The 20412-nt window shown below is 40.1% G+C and carries 17 protein-coding genes; 15 read left to right on the forward strand and 2 right to left on the reverse strand.

What is annotated here, in order from left to right:
- Positions 1–86 precede the first annotated feature (86 nt).
- The 5 genes from glmS (at position 87) to BC751_RS02790 (ending at position 6302) form a co-directional block, all read left to right on the forward strand.
- Positions 87–1928, forward strand: coding sequence for a glutamine--fructose-6-phosphate transaminase (isomerizing) (gene glmS, locus BC751_RS02770; RefSeq protein ID WP_130274216.1), 1842 nt, complete (start codon positions 87–89; stop codon positions 1926–1928).
- 170 nt (positions 1929–2098) lie between these two features.
- Complete coding sequence (locus BC751_RS02775; RefSeq protein ID WP_423191592.1) at positions 2099–4660, forward strand: M14 family metallopeptidase; 2562 nt, start codon at positions 2099–2101, stop codon at positions 4658–4660.
- A 264-nt stretch (positions 4661–4924) separates the two neighbouring features.
- On the forward strand, positions 4925–5314 hold the full coding sequence (locus tag BC751_RS02780) for a hypothetical protein (protein ID WP_130274218.1): 390 nt from the start codon (positions 4925–4927) through the stop codon (positions 5312–5314).
- A gap of 290 nt (positions 5315–5604) precedes the next feature.
- Positions 5605–6012: a hypothetical protein gene (locus BC751_RS02785; RefSeq protein ID WP_130274219.1), complete on the forward strand. Its 408-nt coding sequence runs from the start codon at positions 5605–5607 to the stop codon at positions 6010–6012.
- Positions 6013–6059: 47 nt separating this feature from the next.
- Positions 6060–6302 carry a hypothetical protein gene (locus BC751_RS02790; protein ID WP_130274220.1) on the forward strand — a complete coding sequence of 81 codons (243 nt, stop codon included), beginning with the start codon at positions 6060–6062 and terminating at the stop codon, positions 6300–6302.
- Positions 6303–6786: 484 nt separating this feature from the next.
- Here the strand turns inward: BC751_RS02790 and BC751_RS02795 are convergent, their stop codons facing one another.
- Positions 6787–7662 carry an AraC family transcriptional regulator gene (locus BC751_RS02795; RefSeq protein WP_130274221.1) on the reverse strand — a complete coding sequence of 292 codons (876 nt, stop codon included), beginning with the start codon at positions 7660–7662 and terminating at the stop codon, positions 6787–6789.
- A 150-nt stretch (positions 7663–7812) separates the two neighbouring features.
- Here BC751_RS02795 and BC751_RS02800 point away from each other — a divergent pair, with 150 nt between their 5' ends.
- The 9 genes from BC751_RS02800 to BC751_RS02840 all read left to right on the forward strand — a co-directional run bounded on the left by BC751_RS02800 (position 7813) and on the right by BC751_RS02840 (position 18445).
- Complete coding sequence (locus BC751_RS02800) at positions 7813–11319, forward strand: PVC-type heme-binding CxxCH protein (RefSeq protein WP_130274222.1); 3507 nt, start codon at positions 7813–7815, stop codon at positions 11317–11319.
- Positions 11320–11329: 10 nt separating this feature from the next.
- Positions 11330–12205, forward strand: a complete 876-nt coding sequence (locus BC751_RS02805; RefSeq protein ID WP_130274223.1) for a sugar phosphate isomerase/epimerase family protein — start codon at positions 11330–11332, stop codon at positions 12203–12205.
- Between the two features lie 23 nt (positions 12206–12228).
- Positions 12229–13347, forward strand: coding sequence for a Gfo/Idh/MocA family protein (locus BC751_RS02810; RefSeq protein WP_130274224.1), 1119 nt, complete (start codon positions 12229–12231; stop codon positions 13345–13347).
- A 615-nt stretch (positions 13348–13962) separates the two neighbouring features.
- On the forward strand, positions 13963–15507 hold the full coding sequence (locus tag BC751_RS02815; protein ID WP_130274225.1) for a hypothetical protein: 1545 nt from the start codon (positions 13963–13965) through the stop codon (positions 15505–15507).
- Entirely contained in the window at positions 15470–16042 is a 573-nt protein-coding gene (locus BC751_RS02820) for a hypothetical protein (RefSeq protein ID WP_130274226.1), read from the forward strand. The genes BC751_RS02815 and BC751_RS02820 overlap by 38 nt, the downstream gene beginning before the upstream one ends.
- A gap of 106 nt (positions 16043–16148) precedes the next feature.
- On the forward strand, positions 16149–16796 hold the full coding sequence (locus BC751_RS02825; protein WP_130274227.1) for a hypothetical protein: 648 nt from the start codon (positions 16149–16151) through the stop codon (positions 16794–16796).
- Between the two features lie 123 nt (positions 16797–16919).
- Positions 16920–17294 (forward strand): hypothetical protein, encoded by a 375-nt coding sequence (locus BC751_RS02830; RefSeq protein WP_130274228.1) that lies wholly within the window; start codon positions 16920–16922, stop codon positions 17292–17294.
- A gap of 7 nt (positions 17295–17301) precedes the next feature.
- Entirely contained in the window at positions 17302–17763 is a 462-nt protein-coding gene (locus BC751_RS02835) for a hypothetical protein (protein WP_130274229.1), read from the forward strand.
- A gap of 205 nt (positions 17764–17968) precedes the next feature.
- Complete coding sequence (locus BC751_RS02840) at positions 17969–18445, forward strand: hypothetical protein (RefSeq protein ID WP_130274230.1); 477 nt, start codon at positions 17969–17971, stop codon at positions 18443–18445.
- 113 nt (positions 18446–18558) lie between these two features.
- Here the strand turns inward: BC751_RS02840 and BC751_RS02845 are convergent, their stop codons facing one another.
- Positions 18559–19569: an IS30 family transposase gene (locus BC751_RS02845; protein ID WP_130273814.1), complete on the reverse strand. Its 1011-nt coding sequence runs from the start codon at positions 19567–19569 to the stop codon at positions 18559–18561.
- Positions 19570–19678: 109 nt separating this feature from the next.
- Between BC751_RS02845 and BC751_RS02850 the strand changes: the two genes are divergently transcribed.
- Positions 19679–20296: an imm11 family protein gene (locus BC751_RS02850; RefSeq protein ID WP_130274231.1), complete on the forward strand. Its 618-nt coding sequence runs from the start codon at positions 19679–19681 to the stop codon at positions 20294–20296.
- The last annotated feature ends 116 nt before the right edge of the window (positions 20297–20412 follow it).

Here is a 20412-nt window from a genome sequence, read left to right on the forward strand (position 1 = left end):
GCAATTTTAATAAAGTTCGCTAATTGGCTTACTTTTTATTAAGTTTGCCTTTACATTATTGAAACAATTTTTAAAAATTTTTACATATGTGTGGAATTGTCGCTTATGTAGGGCAGCAGGAAGCATTGCCCATCATCATCAAAGGACTTAAGAGATTGGAATACCGAGGCTACGATAGCGCCGGTGTAGCTTTGTTAAATTCAGATGGACTGAGTATCTACAAAAAGAAAGGCAAAGTCTCAGAACTTGAGAATCATCTCAATGGTTTTAGCAACCTTACTTCAAAAATCGGTATTGGTCATACACGTTGGGCCACCCATGGAGAACCCAATGATGTGAATGCACACCCGCATTACTCTTCCAGCGAAAAATTTGCCATGATCCATAATGGCATCATTGAAAACTATGATGTACTGAAAAAGGATCTGATGAACAAGGGTTATCGGTTCCAGTCTGAAACAGACTCTGAGGTTTTCATCAAGTTTATTGAAGATATTTATGTCAATAACCACTGCAGTTTGGAGGAAGCCGTAAGGCTGGCTCTTCATAAGGTGGTCGGAGCCTATGCCATCGTAATCATGAATATGGAAGAGCCTGACACTTTGATAGCTGCCAGAAAGGGATCTCCTTTGGTAATTGGCGTAGGTGAAAATGAATATTTTCTTGCATCTGATGCCACTCCTATTATAGAGTATACCAAACAAGTGGTGTATCTGGATGATTATGAAATTGCGGTCATCAGAAACAATAAACTTCAGATCAAAACCATTGAAAATGTAGAAACCAATCCTTACATCAACCAACTTGAAATGGAGTTGGAAGCCATAGAAAAAGGAGGTTACGAGCATTTCATGCTAAAAGAAATCAATGAGCAGCCAAGATCCATTGCGGACTGTATGCGTGGAAGACTGGATGCCAATAATGGTAGGTTAGTTTTGGGTGGCCTCAGGGATTATATGAACAAATTCCAAAATGCGGACAGGATCATTATCACCGCCTGCGGAACTTCCTGGCATGCCGGATTGGTTGCCGAATACCTGTTTGAAGAATTTGCCAGGATTCCTGTAGAAGTAGAATACGCCTCGGAATTCAGGTACAGAAACCCTGTCATCAGTGAGAAGGACTTTGTCATTGCCATTTCCCAGTCCGGTGAGACCGCTGACACCTTAGCAGCCATAGAACTGGCCAAATCCAAAGGAGCAACCATTTTTGGAGTATGCAACGTCGTAGGTTCTTCCATCGCAAGAGCAACCCATGCAGGTTCTTATACCCATGCCGGACCGGAGATTGGAGTAGCATCAACCAAAGCATTTACTGCCCAGATTTCGGTACTGACCATGATGGCGCTGAAATTGGGATACCAGAGAGGGACCCTTTCTGAAAACAGGTATATGCAACTCCTAAGTGAATTGGAGACTATCCCATCCAAAGTTGAAAAAGCGCTACAGCTCAATGATAAAATCAAGGAAATTGCTGCAAAATTCAAAGATGCCAGAAACTTCCTATATTTAGGAAGGGGATATAATTTCCCGGTAGCTTTGGAAGGTGCTTTGAAACTGAAAGAAATTTCCTATATCCACGCCGAAGGTTATCCTGCCGCAGAGATGAAACATGGCCCTATCGCCTTGATCGATGAAGAAATGCCAGTGGTATTCATCGCTACCAAAGACAGTTCCTACGAAAAAGTAGTGAGCAATATCCAAGAAGTGAAAGCAAGAAAAGGCAAAATCATCGCAGTAGTGACCGAAGGTGACACAACGGTGAAACAAATGGCAGATTATGTGATTGAAATTCCTGAAACAGAAGAAGCTTTTGTTCCATTAATCTCAGTAATTCCATTGCAACAGCTTTCTTATCATATTGCTGTCATGAGAGGCTGTAATGTTGATCAGCCGAGAAACTTGGCCAAATCTGTAACAGTGGAATAATTTCACTCAAAAATTAAGTCAGAGGTCCAATAGGTGTATTGGACCTCTTTTTTTTACGAATTTTACACCAAGGGTATTGGTAGAAAACTACTTGTTTCCGATTTTTAAGAAATATCCAAGCTTCAAACCATAATTCAGCCAACATGCCAAAGATTCCATTTTTATTTGTAATGATATCCTTAATAGCCTTGCAGGTTACTGCCCAAAAAGGCCCAAAAGGAACCGCCGAAATCCCATTGGATTATTACCTGCCCGATGGCTTTACTTATGATGCCAAGATCCCAAAACCCAAAGATGTATTGGGTTTTGAAGTAGGAGAATGGAATGTGGATTATGAGCAATTGATCCGCTATTTTGAAAAACTGGCAGCAAGTTCTCCAAGGGTAAGCTTTGAAGTATTTGGTTATTCTTATGAAAAAAGACCTCAGGTTTTATTGACCATTACCCATCCGGATAACCTTCAAAAAATCGATGAAATCAAAGCTGAAAGGCAAAAATTGAAAGATCCTAATGCCAGCTTGAATTTTGATAACATGCCTTTGGTTTTGCAGGCAGGATATTCAGTGCATGGAAATGAAGCAAGCGGCATCAATTCTTCTCTTTTGGCAGCTTACCATTTCACCGCCGCCAATGAAATTGCCGATGACCTAAAAAACATTATTTTACTTATAGACCCTTCCCTAAATCCTGACGGCTACAGCCGCTATTCCACCTGGGTCAATTCCCATCGCTCCTTCAACCTGAACGGTGATCCCAATACCAGGGAATTATCAGAGGCATGGCCCGGGGGAAGAGGCAACCACTATTGGTTTGATCTAAATCGGGATTGGCTATTGGTACAGCATCCCGAATCACAGAACAGGGTAAAGAAATTCCAGGAATGGCTGCCGAATATCTATTTGGATTATCATGAAATGGGTAGCAATGCCACCTTCTTTTTCCAACCGGGCATACCGAGCAGAGACCATCCCTTGATTCCAAAAAAGACTGTCGAACTGACTGAAAAAATCGCACAGTACCATGTGAAAGCCATGGAGGAGATCGGGTCCTTATATTACGCGAAAGAAAGCTTCGACGAATACTATTTTGGTTATGGTTCCACCTACCCGGATATCCAAGGTTCCATTGGGATTCTTTTTGAACAGGCATCTTCCCGTGGACATTTACAGGAAAGCAACTATGGCCCATTGACTTTTGCTTTTACAGTCAGGAACCAGTTCAGGGTAAGTATCAGTTCCTTTGAAGCAGCCAAAGAAATGCGTAAGGAAATCAATCAATCCATGCACAATTTCTATAAAACTGCAATTCAGGAGGCAAATGCGGACACGGACAAGGCCTTTATATTTGGCTCAAAGACAGATGGGGCCAGAAGTTACCACTTGGCAGAAATGATCAAACAACACGCCATTGATATTTTTGCTCTGAATGAAGACATTACCGTCAATGGTGTTCCTTTTGCCAAAGGCAATTCCTATATAGTCCCCTTAAACCAGCCCCAATATAGACTGATCAAGGCATTCTTTGAAACCAGAAATGAATTCAGGGACAGCCTTTTTTATGATGTATCTGCCTGGACCATGCCGATGGCATTCAACCTGGATTACATGGCACTCAGCAGCAGAATCCTCAACCTGGCCAATGTGAGTCCATTGGATAAAAACTTCTCCTTGCCGGCCGGTACTGTCAAGGGAGAAAAAGAAGCCTATGCTTATGGTTTTGGTTGGGAAGGCTATTATGCCCCAAAAGCAGCTTATGAACTGATGCAAAAAGGTTACTTGGTAAGGGTAAGCCATGAACCTATTACCCTGGCAGATAAAACCGTTCTTCAGCGTGGCAGCATTTTGGTCAGCATGCCAAGAGATCCAAAAGAAAAAACCGCCAAAGACCTGGATAATGAACTGGAAAAAATCGCCAAAGAAACAGGATTGACCATCCATGCCATCCCCTCAGGATATACCGGGGGAATAAATTTGGGCTCACCGGAGATCGATGTATTGAAAAAGCCGGAAATGGCACTTTTAGTAGGCACAGGCGTGGTAAGTTTGGAGGCTGGAGAAATCTGGCACTTAATGGATCAGCGCATGGATGTACCCATTACCCTCTTACCAACAGAACGCCTGAGCGCTACAGATCTTAGCCGCTACAATGTCATCGTCATGCCCAATGGGCCTTACAATACCTTTGGTAAAGAAGAAGCAGAAAAAATCAAATCCTGGACTTCGGCAGGAGGCACCTTGATCGCAAGAGGCAATGCCCTAACTTGGCTCAACAAACAGGAATTGGTCAAACTCGAATTCAAAGAAGATAAAGAAGCAGAAGAGAAAAAGCCAGCCCAGCCTTATGCGGACTTTACCAAAAACACGGGAGTGAGAATGACCAGTGGCACTATTTTCCATGCCAACTTAGACATTACCCATCCATTGGGATATGGCTATGACAAAGGGGCCATTTATACTTTTAGGAATTCCAATCAATTCCTAATGCCAGCCAAAAATCCGTATGCTAATCCCATGGTGTACACAGACAAGCCCCTAGCAAGTGGCTATGTCCATCCTGAAAACCTGGAAAAGATCAAAAACACAGCAGTGGTTCAGGTCAAAAGATTGGGCAGCGGTAGGGTAATCGCTTTGGTGGACAATCCAAATTTCAGGGCAACCTGGCTCGGAACCAATAAATTGTTCCTTAATGCGGTATTCTTTGGACAGACTATTAAGCCCGGTACGGCAGATTGATATTGAATTCCTCCAAGGGTTCAAGACCCTTGGAGGAGTTTCCCGATGAATAGCTTTTGCAATTTTTGTTCATTAAAAAATTAATCGGTGCATTTTTTGCATTGTTTAGGCAGGATTTTCGCTGAAGGGAGTCTTTTAAGCATGCAGGTCAATCGGAGTTCGGATTCCCGAACTTTGATAAAGGGGGTTTTTGATTCTTTACCATGCTAGATAACAATAATTTTTTTTACGTATATTATTCCCTAGAAACTAATGAAATACGTTATGAAAAAGGCATTGTTAATATTAATAGTATTCGTTATCACTATTTCATGTAACTATGATCTCACCAGAACAAAGCCTTACTTGGGGACTACCAAAGAAATATTAACTCTTCATTTGGGAGATCCAAGCATGACCATCAACAATCAGGAAAAAGGAGAAATTTTAGTGTATTTTTTTAATAAAAGAACTGCAACATCTGGGCCATTTGGAGCTGGGTTTAGGGCACCCCAATTTCTTGCTTCAGATAAAAGCTTTGTTCATGACATTGATTTATGGAACTATGTGGTTTTTTTGGTAGACCCTGAAGATATCATTTACAAAACCGAAAAAATTTATTATACGGTTAGCCCTCAGGAACTCAAGAGAATGCTGTTGGAAAGATACAATTAGAAAATATTCCTACTGCTTTCCATTCATTTCAAAAGTTTTCAAATTCAATTGGAAAAAGTTTCCGATATCATATTGTTGTTGATATCTCCCACATTTATTACAGCTTCACATTCTTCAAATGCTAAAAGTTTGTTTGGGATTGAGAATCCCAAACCTTGGTAAAGGGGATTAACCCCCCCCTTTATCCCCTTTAGAAATTCTCGATCTCGAGAAGAGGGTCTAAAAAAACACGATCATCTTGAGACAAAAGTTACTCAGTCCTCGTCTACAGAAAACCAAACTCAATTTTTATGAAAAAGCTTTTACTCTCACTATCCCTGGTTCTAATCCTCCATTCCTGTGTGGAAAATGAAATGATTTCCCTTGAGGAAGGGGAGCTTCCCCTTGGTGCATGGACTATAGATGCCAGGCAGGAAAATGGTTTTACGCTCAAAGCTACCAATACCCTTCCTAAAAACACCTATGGTTATGTTTTTGAAAAAAATGGTAAATTGATCAACAGGTCAAATTCGGGGTTTTGTGGGACCCCTCCTATAGTGACAGCTGATTTTGATGGAAAGTGGAAATGGCAGGATGAGGTGCTGAAATTGGAAATGCGTTTTTGGGGAGGAACCATCAATGAAGAATGGAAGATCCTTAGTTCAGGCCCGATGACTTTCACCGTCGAACTCCTAAAATCCGAATATAAGTTTGATTAGGAATTATAGGTTATTCAAAAGGAAATTTCTCAAAAAGAGAGGAAAGATTGATATTACCTGACATCAGGAGTTTTATTGCAGAGGATGCTTCAAACCCGCCTAGTCAGACAAATTTACTCAAAGAACAACTGGAATGGATAATTCCTGATGAAATTGCTGAATTTTCTTTAGAAGAAAACAATACCGTCTTGGTACTTACATTTCTGGGCTGTAATGATGTTCTGATTCCAAGATCTTCGGCAAACTGTGCCCCACCTATGCCTGTGCGTTATGCAAGAGTCATAGAATAAAACCCGGGCTGTTTCCACTGTTCGGAATTTGCAATCCTGATTTCAATAAAATTATGGGAAGAGGGGATTAAAAATACCTGTTATAGCTTATCAAAATTTTAACTTTCATGGAACAGAGAGGACAAATAGGCAATCCCTATGGGATTATTGGATTGGTCTCGAACGCTTATTTTTCTACCGATGGGTAATCCCCATGGGATTGACCAAGGAAAAATTGTGACAGAGGCACAACCTTTCGGTATAAAAAGATCAAATATTATCCACCCTGCCTCTTAAATTCCGCGAAGCAGACTATATGAACTATGTATCTATGTGGTAAAAAACGAAACTTGGCTGTTTGGAATTTTTAATCCCTTGTTCTCCACTTTCCTTGCGGATTAAAAATCCGCGGTATCGCTTCTCGAAATTACAAATTCCGAGAAACGGGAAAACCTCCGACATCCACTTCCGAAATCCCACTTTAAACATCCCACTTCTCAAACTATCATTCCAAAGTCCTCTGGTAATCCCTTCTGTACACCAAAGGACTGACACCCATCCTTTCTTTAAACTGCTTGTTGAAATTGGACAAGGTATTGAACCCACTGTCATAGCAAACCTGACTGACATTGATGTCCGCTTCATGCAGCAGTTTGCATGCATGGCTGATTCTCACATCGGAAAGAAATTCAGAAAAAGGTTTGTTCATCCTTGACTTGAAATAACGGCTAAAAGCACTTTCGGTCATATTGGCCAGGCTGGCCACCTCATGTAACTGGATTTTTTTCTGGAAATTTTCCGTGACATATTCATACACTTTCCGCATCCTGTCTTTCTCCGACTCCTTATTATTGTTGATATACCCTGCCTGGGCAATAGGGGCACAATCATAGGAAGTGGCTATTGTTCTTAAAATGTCAAGAAGCAAAAGAAAACTTTCAAAACCTGACTTGGAAACCAGTTCCTTCAACTTTGACCTCAGTATCAAATTAGTTTCACCTGTAATTTCCAAGCCACGCAAGGATTTATGAAAAAGTGTTTTTATCAATTCCAGTTCCTCTTTTTCATGGACAGCCGAACCCAATAAATCCTCTCCAAAATACACCACAATGCCATGGGTTTTTAAATGACTTTCCTTGTCAAAATAGGCCGCATCATTCCTCCATAAATGGGGGAGATTAGGACCAGTAAATACCATATCATACTCGCGAAATGGTTTCATTTGATCCCCAATAAACCTTGTTCCCCTTCCCTCCAACACCAAAAACAACTGGTATTCCTGATGGAAATGCCAGTGATTGTCAAAAAAAGGTGCGATGAGTTCCTTTACCACAAAGGCTTTGTTGGCCGGAATCCTTGATTTTTCTAAGGCCTGCTTCATAACTTCCTTAATAATGCCAAAAAAATAATTCAATCTCAAATATTTGATCAAAAAACAGTCATTATAGGACAAAAAACAGTGAGAAGCTAAATATTTTTTTAATAAAATTTATCTTCCCAATAAAGCGAACAATACCCAAAATCCATATTCATGAAAATACAGCGCATTTTCACCTACCTGATCCTGGCATTATTAATTTCCTGCCAAAGCAAAAGCAGTTTCAATCCTTTGCACGACGGCCCTAGAAGAGCAGAAATTTTGTTTCTGGGACATGACAGCAAACACCACGATTCAGAAAAGCTGATGCCCATCCTGGCAAGGGCACTTTTCCCAAAGGGCATCAACCTCACTTACACTTCAGACCCCAATGACCTGAATCTGGAAAACCTCAACATGTACGACGGCATTATGATCTATGCCAATCATGATGAAATAACACCTGCACAGGAAGCGGCTTTGAAGAAATATGTTGAAAGTGGCAAGGGCTTCATCCCTCTGCACTCTGCTTCATTTTGTTTCAGGAACTCAGACTGGTATGTGGCCGCTGTAGGAGGACAGTTCAAGTCCCACGGCACCGGTGAATTTACAGTGGATATCATTGCACCGGATCACCCTATAATGAAGGGCGTGAGTGTATTTGAGACCTGGGATGAAACTTACCTCCATACCATGCTCAATCCTGACATGACGGTATTGATGGAAAGGGAGGAAAACGGACACAGAGAACCGTGGACCTGGGTAAGAAACCAGGGGAATGGAAGGGTATTCTATACAGCTTACGGACATGATGAACGGACTTGGAGCAGACCTGAATTCCATACGCTGGTGGCCAATGGTGTATTATGGGCCATTGGGGAAAAAGTGGCGGCCCAAGTTGCCTCATTCGAAATTCCACAGCCAAGATTTGAAGAGGCCGTTATCCCCAATTATGAAAATAGGGTGCCTCCACCAAAATATCAGTTCCCACTCAGTCCTGAGGAATCCATGAAACTGGTACAGGTTCCTGTGGGATTTGAATTACAGCTTTTTGCCTCCGAGCCAGACATTGTCAATCCAATGGCAATGTGCTGGGATGAAAAGGGAAGGCTTTATGTAATTGAAACCGAAGATTATCCTAACGAAGTAAGGGATGTGGGAGGAAATGACAGGATCAAAATTTTGGAAGACACCGATGGAGATGGTAAAGCAGATAAGATCACTGTTTTTGCAGAAGGTCTGAATATCCCTACCAGCATCATGGCGATCAATGGGGGTATCCTCATTTCCATGGCCCCTGATTTTGTTTTCCTGAAAGACACCAATGGAGACGGAAAAGCAGATGTCAGGGAGGTAGTCATGACAGGTTGGGGTAAAAGCGATACCCATGCGGGACCATCGAATCTGAAATATGGTTTTGACAACAAAATCTGGGGGGTACTGGGTTATTCCGGTTTCACAGGAGAAATTGCCGGCAAAAAATACAACTTTTCCCAAGGGGTTTACCGCTTCGCTCCGGATATATCAGATTTTGAATACCTGGGTTCTACCAGTAACAATACCTGGGGCTTAGGCTTCTCAGAAGATTTCAATGTCTTCATATCTACCGCCAATGGTCAGCACAGTGCTTACCTGGCCATGAGCAATGATTTTGTCCGCAGGCCGATTAGCGGAGGTTTTACCAATACGGTTTTTGGCATAGACAGTCACTATGACATGCCGCACCTAACCCCGGCATTAAGACAGGTGGACTATCATGGCGGTTATACCGCAGCTGCCGGACATAATTTTTACACTGCAAGAAATTTCCCTAAAAAATACTGGAACCGGATCGCTTTCGTCGCGGAACCCACAGGCCGCGTCCTGCACAATGCTATCATTGAAAAGGACGGTTCTGGCTTTAAAGAGAAAAACGGCTTCAATATCCTCGCCAGTTCAGACGAGTGGTTTTCGCCGGTCCATGCAGAAGTAGGCCCTGATGGGGCGCTATGGATAGCCGATTGGTACAATTTCATCATTCAGCACAATCCTACACCCAGAGGATTTGAAAACGGTGCCGGAAATGCTTACATCAATCCTATGCGGGATGCCAAACACGGTAGGATTTACCGCTTGGTCTATAAGGGCAATGACAATTACAAAACCATGTCCATAGACCCTGCCAAGAACAAAGACCTGATTGCAGGATTGAAATCCGACAACATGTTCTGGCGATTGACGGCCCAAAGGTTGATTGTGGAAAATAAGAATACAGGCATCGTCAGTGACCTGTATAAATTGATAAATGACAGAAAAACGGATGAACTGGGACTCAATACCCCTGCCATCCACGCCCTTTGGGCCTTGCATGGCCTGGGGCTTTTGGACGGATCTGATAAAAACAGCCTTCAAGTGGTCACCAAAGCCCTGAATCACCCTTCTGCCGGTGTGAGGAGGAATGCCATAGAGGTGCTGCCGCGTAATTTGGACAGCTTCAAGGCCATCACTACAGCCAGACTAGACCAGGACCCTGACCTGAATGTCAGGAAATCAGCTTTCCAGAAAATAGCCTTGATCCAAGACAATCCTGAACTCGGAGAATTCTTCTTCAAGGCAAGTCAGGATGAAGTAAACGGCAAAGATGTTTATATCTCCCAGATCATTTTTGCAGGGGTGTTGAACAATCCCAATTACTTTGAAAGCAATCTGGCCAACCTGATGCCTAAGGACAAAGCCGATAGTCTGATGACGCTCACGGACCGTATTGCCAAAAGCATTGTGGAAGAGGAATATAAGCTTGACCGCAGGTCGTCCATTCCATTCCCTCCTGATGCCAAAGGAAAGGAAATCCATATCCGTGCGGAGCTGGCAAAAGGGAATGATGGACTCATCGGTGTAATCGTAGCCCAGGGCAACAAAACCAATGGGTATTCCTTGTATGTATTGGATGATGTGCTGAACTGGGTAGTAAAAAGAGACGGTAAAGCATACAAAATATCCACTCCTAAAGGGGGAGTACCTGATAACTTCTTCACGGTATATGCCAACTTATTGGAAAGCGGGGAGATGCAATTATTTATTGACAATAAATTAATCGGCAAGGCACAGACTCCGGGTCTATTTACAGTAAGCCTAAATCCAGGTAATGTACGCGTAGGCAATGATGGGAGAGGAGAAAACCAGGTCGGTGACTATGATGCCCCGTCCTGGTTGAGAGGCCGAATGGGAAGAGAAAGCTATGTCAGTTTCAAAAATCCTGCATTTGACATGAGCAGTTTAATGGCAGCTGCCATCGAAAAAGGTCAGCCGAGCATTTCACGAGAAAACGCCAAAGTTGTGAAAATTGGTGTCATCCCGCATGAAATGAAATATGATGTAACAAGTTTCAAGGTAAAAGCAGGCCAAGCGGTTATCATTGATTTTGAAAACAAAGACTTCATGCAGCACAACCTTTTGGTAGCACAGATTGGGTCCTTGGAGAAAGTAGGTAAGGCCGCTGATGAAATGGCAAGGGATCCAAAAGGCATAGAGAAAAACTATATTCCGGATATTCCTGAAATCATCATTGCATCCAAGCTCGTAGATCCTGACAATATGGAAAGCCTGATGTTCATCGCCCCAAGCAAGCCCGGCGAGTATCCTTTTGTGTGCACTGTACCGGGACACTGGAGAATGATGAACGGAAAAATGATCGTTGAATAAAAAAATCATTATGGCTTTACAAGTAAGTTTTGGCGTAAGTACCTGGCTTTGGACTTCTCCATTCAACAAAGATACGGTAGCCCTATTCCCCAAAATCAAGGCCATGGGCTTTGATGCAGTGGAAATCCCTGTTGAAGATCCTGCACTCATTCATATTGCCGATGTTAAATCCGCCTTGCTGGATAATGGGCTTAAACCCATTATCTGCGGGGCATTCGGACCGAGCCGGGACCTGACACATGATGACCCCAAATACCATCAGATTTGTTTTGACTACCTTCAGTCCTGTTTTAAAACAGCAGCAGAATTGGGAGCGGATTTCGTCGCCGGACCTATGTATTCTGCTGTGGGCAAGGCGAGGTTGGTCTCCGAAGCACAAAAGAAAACAGAATGGGAAAGGGCTGTCAATAACCTATACAAAGTCTGTGAAATGGCAGCAGGATGGGGCCAGGATATTGCTTTGGAATCCCTGAACAGGTTTGAAACCGACCTCATCAACAATACCAAAGAACTGATGCAGCTGATCGATGACATCAACCATCCCCGGGCAAAAGTCCTTTTGGACGGCTTTCATCTGAGCATAGAAGAAAGAAGCATGGAAGAGGCCGTTCTATTGGCAGGCAAAAAACTGATCCATGTGCAGGTATCCGAAAACCATAGGGGGATCCCGGGTACAGGACAGACCCATTGGGACAGTTTTAAAAAAGGGCTGGAAGCCGTGGGATACAGAGGTTGTGTCTCCATTGAGAGTTTTACCCCCAATGTTCAGGAACTCGCAGGGGCAGTCTGTATCTGGAAACCGCTTGCACCAAGTCAGGATTATTTTGCAGAGCAGGGCTTGGCTTTTCTGAAGGATTGGGCCAGAGACAGGTTTTTTACACATTAGTCAATCATTAAAACCCAAATTATATGAGTCAAAAGAAAATCAATGTCGCCATCATAGGCCTCGGTTTCGGGGCAGAGTTTATTCCGATTTATCAAAGACATCCTTTGGCCAATATGTATGCCATTTGCCAAAGAAATGAAGAAAAGCTGAATGAAATCGGGGATGCTTTTGGAGTGGAGGTTCGTTATACAGATTACGATGAATTGCTCAAAGACCCGAATATCGATGCCGTACATATCAACACTCCTATTCAGGCACATGCTGAGCAATCCCTCAAAGCACTAAGAGCCGGAAAACATGTGGCCTGTACGGTGCCTATGGCTACTACAGTAGAAGAGTGCCGTCAGATTGTAGAGGCCTGCGAAGAGACAGGTTTGACCTATATGATGATGGAGACGGTGATTTATTCCCGTGAATTTCTTTTTGTAAAGGAAATGTACGAAAATGGCGAACTGGGAAGGATTCAGTTCCTCAGGGCGAGTCACCAGCAGGAAATGGCCGGATGGCCGGGATATTGGGAGGGTTTGCCCCCTATGCATTATGCTACCCATTGTGTAGGTCCTGTATTGGCACTGCCCAATGCACAGGCAGAATACGTGTCCTGTTTGGGTTCGGGCAGGATTGATGAAAACCTGATCCCTAAATATGGTTCCCCATTTGCGATAGAGACCTGCCATATCAAATTCAAAGATTCTGACCTGGCCGCAGAGGTGACCCGTTCACTCTTCAATACTGCCAGACAGTACCGAGAAAGTTTTGACGTCTATGGTTCCAAAAAATCCTTTGAATGGACGCTGATTGAACATGAAGAGCCGGTCATCCACACCGGAGAGGTACCTGAAAGGGTAAAGGTTCCGGATTATGCCCATCTTTTGCCGGATGAAATCGCTCCTTTCACGACCAAGGGGGTTTATGATTCCAATGACAACCAGCACCTTTCCTTTATTCAGGGAGCGGGTCACGGGGGATCCCATCCGCATTTGGTGCATGAGTTTTTGACTGCATTGCACGAAGGAAGGGCACCTTATCCAGATGCGAGGCAATCGGCCAATATCACCTGCGTGGGTATTTTGGCCCATGAATCTGCCATGGCAGGAGGCAAGATCATGTACCTGCCGGAGTTTACCTTGAAGAAGTCCTGATCTTCCCTAAACCCTCCAAGTTTTCTAAACACCTGGAGGGTTTTTTCTTATTCCAGCATAAGTGTTTTGGAAAAAACCAATCAGTGCAGATTTTTTTGACACCAGACAAGACCCTAAAAAAATGAAAGGGTAAAAAAATAAAACCATAGCTATGAATTCTATGATTCTATTCTAAATGAAAGGTGGGTTTAAGTTGAAAAAACATTGGCCACAACTTGTCCCGTTTGAGGAATAGTCACATATAGGAAATGACAATAGAGGTAAATTCCGGCCTTGACGGTTTGATTATAAAAGTCCTTCTTTGTGGACTATGTTTGTATGGAAAATTCCGAACAACATCATAGTATACCAATTTACATTTAGATCCTTGGAATTTACATTAAACTTCGGTTGATGATGGATGAATCTTTCTAGCTGGGCGCTCTGTAAACTCAAATAATTTTTATTTGTTTAAAATTTGACTTTTTAAACTAAGTCATTTATATTAAACCTAATTCTTTTATCAACAAACTATTTTAATATGCAACAACCTAAATTTACCCCCCCCCATATTCATTAGATTCATTAAAGGTTCTTAACAACCTTAGCCGCTTTTTAATCATCGGACTTTTTTCAATGCTTTTATTTTCTTGCCTGGAAGAGTCAGATCAGATTCAGGATATTAAGGCCCCAAATATAGACCACTTGTCCCAGGTCAGAAACTGGTTTGAGGAAAATAAGCAGGATCTGAGAATCAAAGATTCAGGCCTAAACCAGAGGCAGGACAGCAAAGAGCTGATTCTTCCTTTTTTTGAGAAGGAGCCCGACTGGAGCAAATTCCACATCTATCAATGGCCAGACGGAAAACAGGTGTACGAGGTCAATCTGGCCAACAAAGAAATCGTCCTCAACAGCCAGTTTACCGATAATCTGCCGGATGCCGACCCTTCCAAAACCGTTATCCAAAACATTTTATTTGTAGAGAACAAACAAAACGGCAGGTTTGATCCGGTTATAGCCAGATATTACCCGGCTGATGAGTACTCCGTTTCCAGGTTTGAGGAGATTTCTTACAATAAAATCGGAGCGGGCTGGTCGGGAACCGTAGATATCTGGACTTATGATGAGCGTTATTTTGTAGGATTTATCATCGAGGACGGCCAGCTCATCGCCACCAAACATCCTGAAGGATATCAGCCTGATGCAAGAAAAAGAAAATCCACACTACAGGGGGAAAATTTAGATACTACCTGTAGGCACGTGGTCAGTATTTATACCGTTGTGACAATCGTAACAGCCGGAAATGGCTCGGAAATCTCTTACCGTGATGAAACCGAGGTCCATATGGTATGCAGCGGAGGGACACTTTATAATGATTTAGACACCAACGGCACCCCAATCCCGCGCTATGATTACGATCCTTATGGGGGCGGATGGGGTGGTGTATCCGGAGAAATCAATTATGCTCCGCCTTCAATAATCGCCCCTAAAATAATTAATCAATTAAAAAACCCCTGTGCAAGTGAAATATTCCTATCTATAAAAAGAGGAACGAATTCACCTATGTTTATTGGAAACGAAAATCCTCTTTCCGAGTTCAGTTTTGCAGAAGAAATCTATAGATTATTCGAAGATTCTAAAAAGTTCGATATGTTTATTCAAAATGGACCATTAGAAGGAAAAAATGCAGAAACATCGCCTGGTTTCTTTAATAGAGATAATGGGACAATTGAAATAGTAATTACATTATCTGACACCTATTTATCCAAGGCAACCCGCCTTTCTATAGCAAGAACAATAATCCATGAAATGGTTCATGCATATATTATCCATGAGTTAAACTCAAATAATTTGGCATTTTCATCATATTTCATAAATAATTTTTCCACTAAATATACTTCCCCAAACCGAGCGCATCATGAATTTATGGTCGGTTACGTTGATATGATAGCATTTTCACTAAAAAAATGGGACACTTTATTTGGTGATGGACAAGGCCATTTAGGTGATCCATATTACAGGACATTGGCATTTGGTGGTTTATTTAAAGATAACTCAAACTTTCCAGTTGATGGTTTTATTGACTTGGTACCAGATGAAAATGAAAGGAATCAAATAATTAACATAATTAGAAATGAACAAGATGGAAAATCTACAGCAAAAGGCATTAAATGTAATTAAGCTTACGTTTTGCATTTGGTTAAATTTAATTTCTCTTAAAACTTTTGCACAAGTTGAATTAAATAAAGCACATCAAATCTTAAATCAGTTATTTATAAACTCGGAAGACTTTTCCTTGCTCCAAAAAATTGACCAAGATAATTCTTGGATCCACTCTATATCTGACAGTGTTTTTGTTAACTCCTTAATAAAAGGCCCTTGTTTGATAAATAATCTTCCAATATTTTTTAAAAACATAGCTCCTGAGACATCTTCTTCAGAACAGAAATTTGTGAAAAAAGTGGAATGGGATAAGCTAAAAATTGAATCAAATAAAATTAAAATCATCAAAAAACCGAATAAAAAGTCTCAATATTACCAGATTTCACTACCATACAGATTCAATAATTGGATTTTCATTAGAAAAAAATATTTTATAAATAATGAAATGGTTTCAGATGCAATCAATCTTTATGAATTAGAAGAAGGAAACTGGAGATTAAAATGTGAATTATTCTTGTTGTTATCTTTCCCCGATTACAAAATGAAAAGCTAAAAATACATTAATTGATTACAATTAATCAGGTAGCAGTTCATACTGGAGCGCAAGAGTAAAAACTAATCTAACCTAGATCTTTGACTGCTTAAAGAAAAAAACAGCTATGATTTCTATGATTTTATACCCAATTCAAGTGATAGAAACAGAATTGAAAGCATCATTAAAAATGAAAGCGATGGAAACAGGGAAGCAAAAAGTAAAAAATGTCTATAATAGAAATACTCATACGGTAATTTATCTATTGATTATCTTTTTATTCGTTGGATGGCAATCTAAAAATGAAAGGAAGCTTAATGAAGAGCAGTATAAATTACTAAATGATTTCTTCACAAGTGAAATAAATCTCTTTCATCAAACATCCACAAATAAAAATTGGGCTTCAAATATTAATCAAAATTGGCTGAATGAGGAACTTTACTTCTGCATTTTTGAAGATGAAAATGATAAACAAAAAATAATCAAAGAGCTTACTAAAAAAGATTTTCGTGAAAATCTTAGGTTTCATATTAATAATCAAACAGTCCCTTCATTAATTGAAAAAAAATTTATCGAAAACAGTGGTATCAAACTTTATAAAAAAAATAATAAAGGGATAATGCCCAAGATATCTGCGCCATTCATTTTTGACAATAAAGCTTTAATTTATTATGAAGATTCATTGGAAGAATCAATATTTTATTTAAAAAAGAACGAATCTGGAAAATGGGAATGGATATGCAAAATTACATTATTTGTGATATTTGTGGATTGATTTCCTCTGCTGGGTGAAGAATGTAGTCTCTCAGCTATTTCAGCAAATATAAAATCAGGATCTGCATTAGAAGAAGCCAGAACTATGATCCATGAAATGTTCCATGCTGAATTTTATAGAGCTGTGAAAACAAACATGCCGTCCTCCGGTAACATATTATTCCGGGATACTTTCGACCAATATGTGAAAACGTACATGGGAACGGCTGATCACCACCATAACCTGATGGCAGACAGATATTTGGATGTAATGGCTGATATTCTTGCCGATATTCATAAAAAATTAGATTATACAGCCTTTGCCAATGAATTGAAGGATGTTTATCCCAACGGAATCCCAAAAAGCTTTTATAAATCACTTGCTTGGGAGGGATTAACTGGTACTTTGTCATTTCAGATTATGAAAAATGTCAAAGTAAATCCACCCCTTAAAAGCCCTTTTCAAAAATACGAAGAGGCAAAAAGACTGTCACAAATGGGATTGAAAAACTGTAATTGAAAAAATCATGAAATACCTCTGTTTATGGATTCTAAGTTTCTGTTTATTTGTAAACAGTGCTAGTTCTCAACAATCCAGCCCGGAAGAAAGGATATTTTTAGTAATACCTCGATCAAATGTTCCAAATTCTAAGGTAAGTTATGCGGAACACAAAACAATCCTTTACGGAGCTATCATAACATTTGATATCCCAAATATATCAGCTCAGGTTTTTCATATTCCCTCAAAAAATAACCATCCGGATTACAAACATGAGGAAATATATACAAGCCAATCAGACTTACTTTATTCAACTGTATTATTTGTAGATCAATTAACTTTCGGTGATTTTGTGGAATTAGAGCAAAATGTAGCTTCTTACAAGTATTACATGATATTTCAAGAAGATTACATGACAAAAAACAGATTTATACTCGATCATCGTTTTAAGGCTTTGGAGGTAGCTGTACGGGCTGATGGAGCGATTTGAATTAAAGGGTGAAATAATGTATAAAAACTCTTTTGTTTACAGAGGAAAAAGAGAGTTTACTGGGCTAAATCAATGTTTTTGATGAAAATCAGACTTAAAAATTCCCCTTTTACCTAGCATTTATCCAGCCTTTAACTTTCCACTTTAAATGGTAAAGGATGCTAAAATGGCAATAAGAGATTTAGGAAATAAAAACTGTAACTAAATGCTAAATTACGTAAATACAGTTCTTCCTTTTATCCTGCTTTTCTCTTTAGAAAAAGCAAAAGGTGATTCCATTTATTCTGAAAAGGATACCGTAATCATAGTTGTTGAAAGATTTAAGGATAATACAGAGTTTTCAATAAAACAAAGTGAATATGCTACTCCTAAGGATACCAAAAAAGAAGAAATCAGAGTATATCGAGATAAATTCAGTCATCCAAGTTATTTTCTTTACCTCGCTCATTTACCGATAAAAGATCATATTATACGGCACTTTAAGTTATTAGAATTGGATAAATTTAAAGTGATTTGGGACAAAAACTTGAGCTATCAAGATTGGGCCAATTTAAGTTCCGAAGGAGACAAAAATATCTATTTGATGGTTTTTGAAGATGAGCTCATGCACAGAGACCGCTTCTGCTATGGCTTTCAGGTAAAAGCTTATCAGGTAGCAATTCATACTGGAGCTCAAGAGTAAAAACTAATCTACAATTAACTTCTTTCGACTTTACCTTAAACTTCGGTTGATGATGGATGAATCTTTCTAGCTGGGCGCTCTGTAAACTCAACTTAATTTTTATTTGCCTATATTCAAGTCATAAATGCAACGCCTAATTTTTTCATTAGACATTCGATAGGACTAAGATAATTAAACTTTCTTATTGGCCTGTTATTGATTTTGGTTTCTATATTTTGGATCTGTTCCCGAGAGATTTGATTGAGGTCAGTACCCTTTGGCAGGAAAGCCCTGATAAGTCCGATTCTGTTTTCCACTGTTCCTTTATCCTGTGAAGTGTATGGTCTTGTAAAGAATGTTGGGATATTGAATTTATCTCTGATTTTATAATGGTTTGCGAATGCCATATCATTATCGAAAGTGATTGATTTGAAGAACGAAGCACCAATTCTCTGTATTCTCTTTGCTATTTTCTGTTCAATGATATCTGCATTTTTACCATCAAGTTTCTCTATGGTAGTAACCAAGGTTGCCCTGTCCACCAGTACCAAAAGAGCTGATTTGTGGTTTTTCCCCATCATAAGGTCTACTTCAATATCTCCTATCCTTTGTCTTTTTTCAACTACAGGAGGCCTTTGGTCAATTGGAACTCTCTCCCTGATAATTCCTCTGGTATGCCTGTAATTACCTCTCTTACGCTTTCTTTTACCATGCCGGAGATTCTTGTAAAGCTCCCTGTCCCTTCGGTATCTCCAATGGCTACTTTTTTTGGCAGTAAATATCCAGTTGTAGAGTGTCTCATGACAAACCCCTTCTTTACCTTGTTTCTTCCAGGTGACCGATATTAGCTCTGGGCTCAATTTGTCAACAACAAGGAATTTGCGGGCCTCTTCTTTAAGGGACTCGGTAAATTTGATTCGCTTTCTCTTGAGTCTATGTCTTTCGTCTGTACGGTTCTGGGCAACTGCAGCCTTATATTCACCGCTATAACGGCCCCTCTTGCCGGTATTTCTTTGAAGTTCTCTGGATACAGTACTTTTGTTGACACCGATAATCGCAGCGATTTTGGTCTGGGAAGTTCCGTTTCTAAATAAAGCCTCTATTTGGTACCTTTGTTCCTGGCTGAGATGTTTAAATTTATTCATGACAACACTAAATTAATATTTTCAGCCTAAGGGAAGGAACCTAGGTTCCTTCCCTTAAACCCTTAGTGTTGCATTTATGACTTGAATATAGGAAATTGGCTAAAAGATTATGAATATTAATATGCTTTATTATTTAGGAAGTAAATTTTCAAGTAATTCATTTACAGTTAATTCCATAAGCTTAACTGCTGAAATTGATGATAAGGGCAAAACTGATGCGATGAAATTATTAGAAGGACAGTACGAATCATTCACATTTCCAATTGTTTTTAAACATGTCTCCGGCAAAAATCATTGTGATTTAATAGGTACTGGTTGGGGAATTTTATATTTGATTTCAGATCGGATGAAGAAACTTTTGGAAGAAAACAATCTCACAGGTTGGAAAAGTTTTCCAGTTGAAATTGTTGATAACAAAGGGGAAAAGATTCAGGAAGTGTATCATGGTTTTTCCATTGTGGGAAGAAGCGGTTCAATAAATTATAAAAAAAGTGAAATTATAGAAAAAAGATTAGTGCCTAATGGACCACTAAGTAAATACTATAAAGGGTTACACCCTGGAATGGAAAATTGGGATGGTAGCGACTTTTTCCTTCCAGAGAAACATTGGGGAATTATAGTTACTCAAAAAGCCAAAGATATCTTAACCGAACGCCAAATGAAGAACCTGGTGTTCCAGAATTTGGCTGAAATAGAAATTGGGGTAAATGCGATATTAAAAAATTAAAAAAACCAAATTATCATATACAAACAATAAGAATTAAACTGGAATAATGTTAATTGATAGAAATAAGGGTTTTGACAAAGATATTGATTTTATCCATGACGATTTTTGACGAAGAA

Source organism: Cecembia calidifontis (assembly GCF_004216715.1).
GTDB classification, from domain to species: Bacteria; Bacteroidota; Bacteroidia; order Cytophagales; family Cyclobacteriaceae; genus Cecembia_A; species Cecembia_A calidifontis.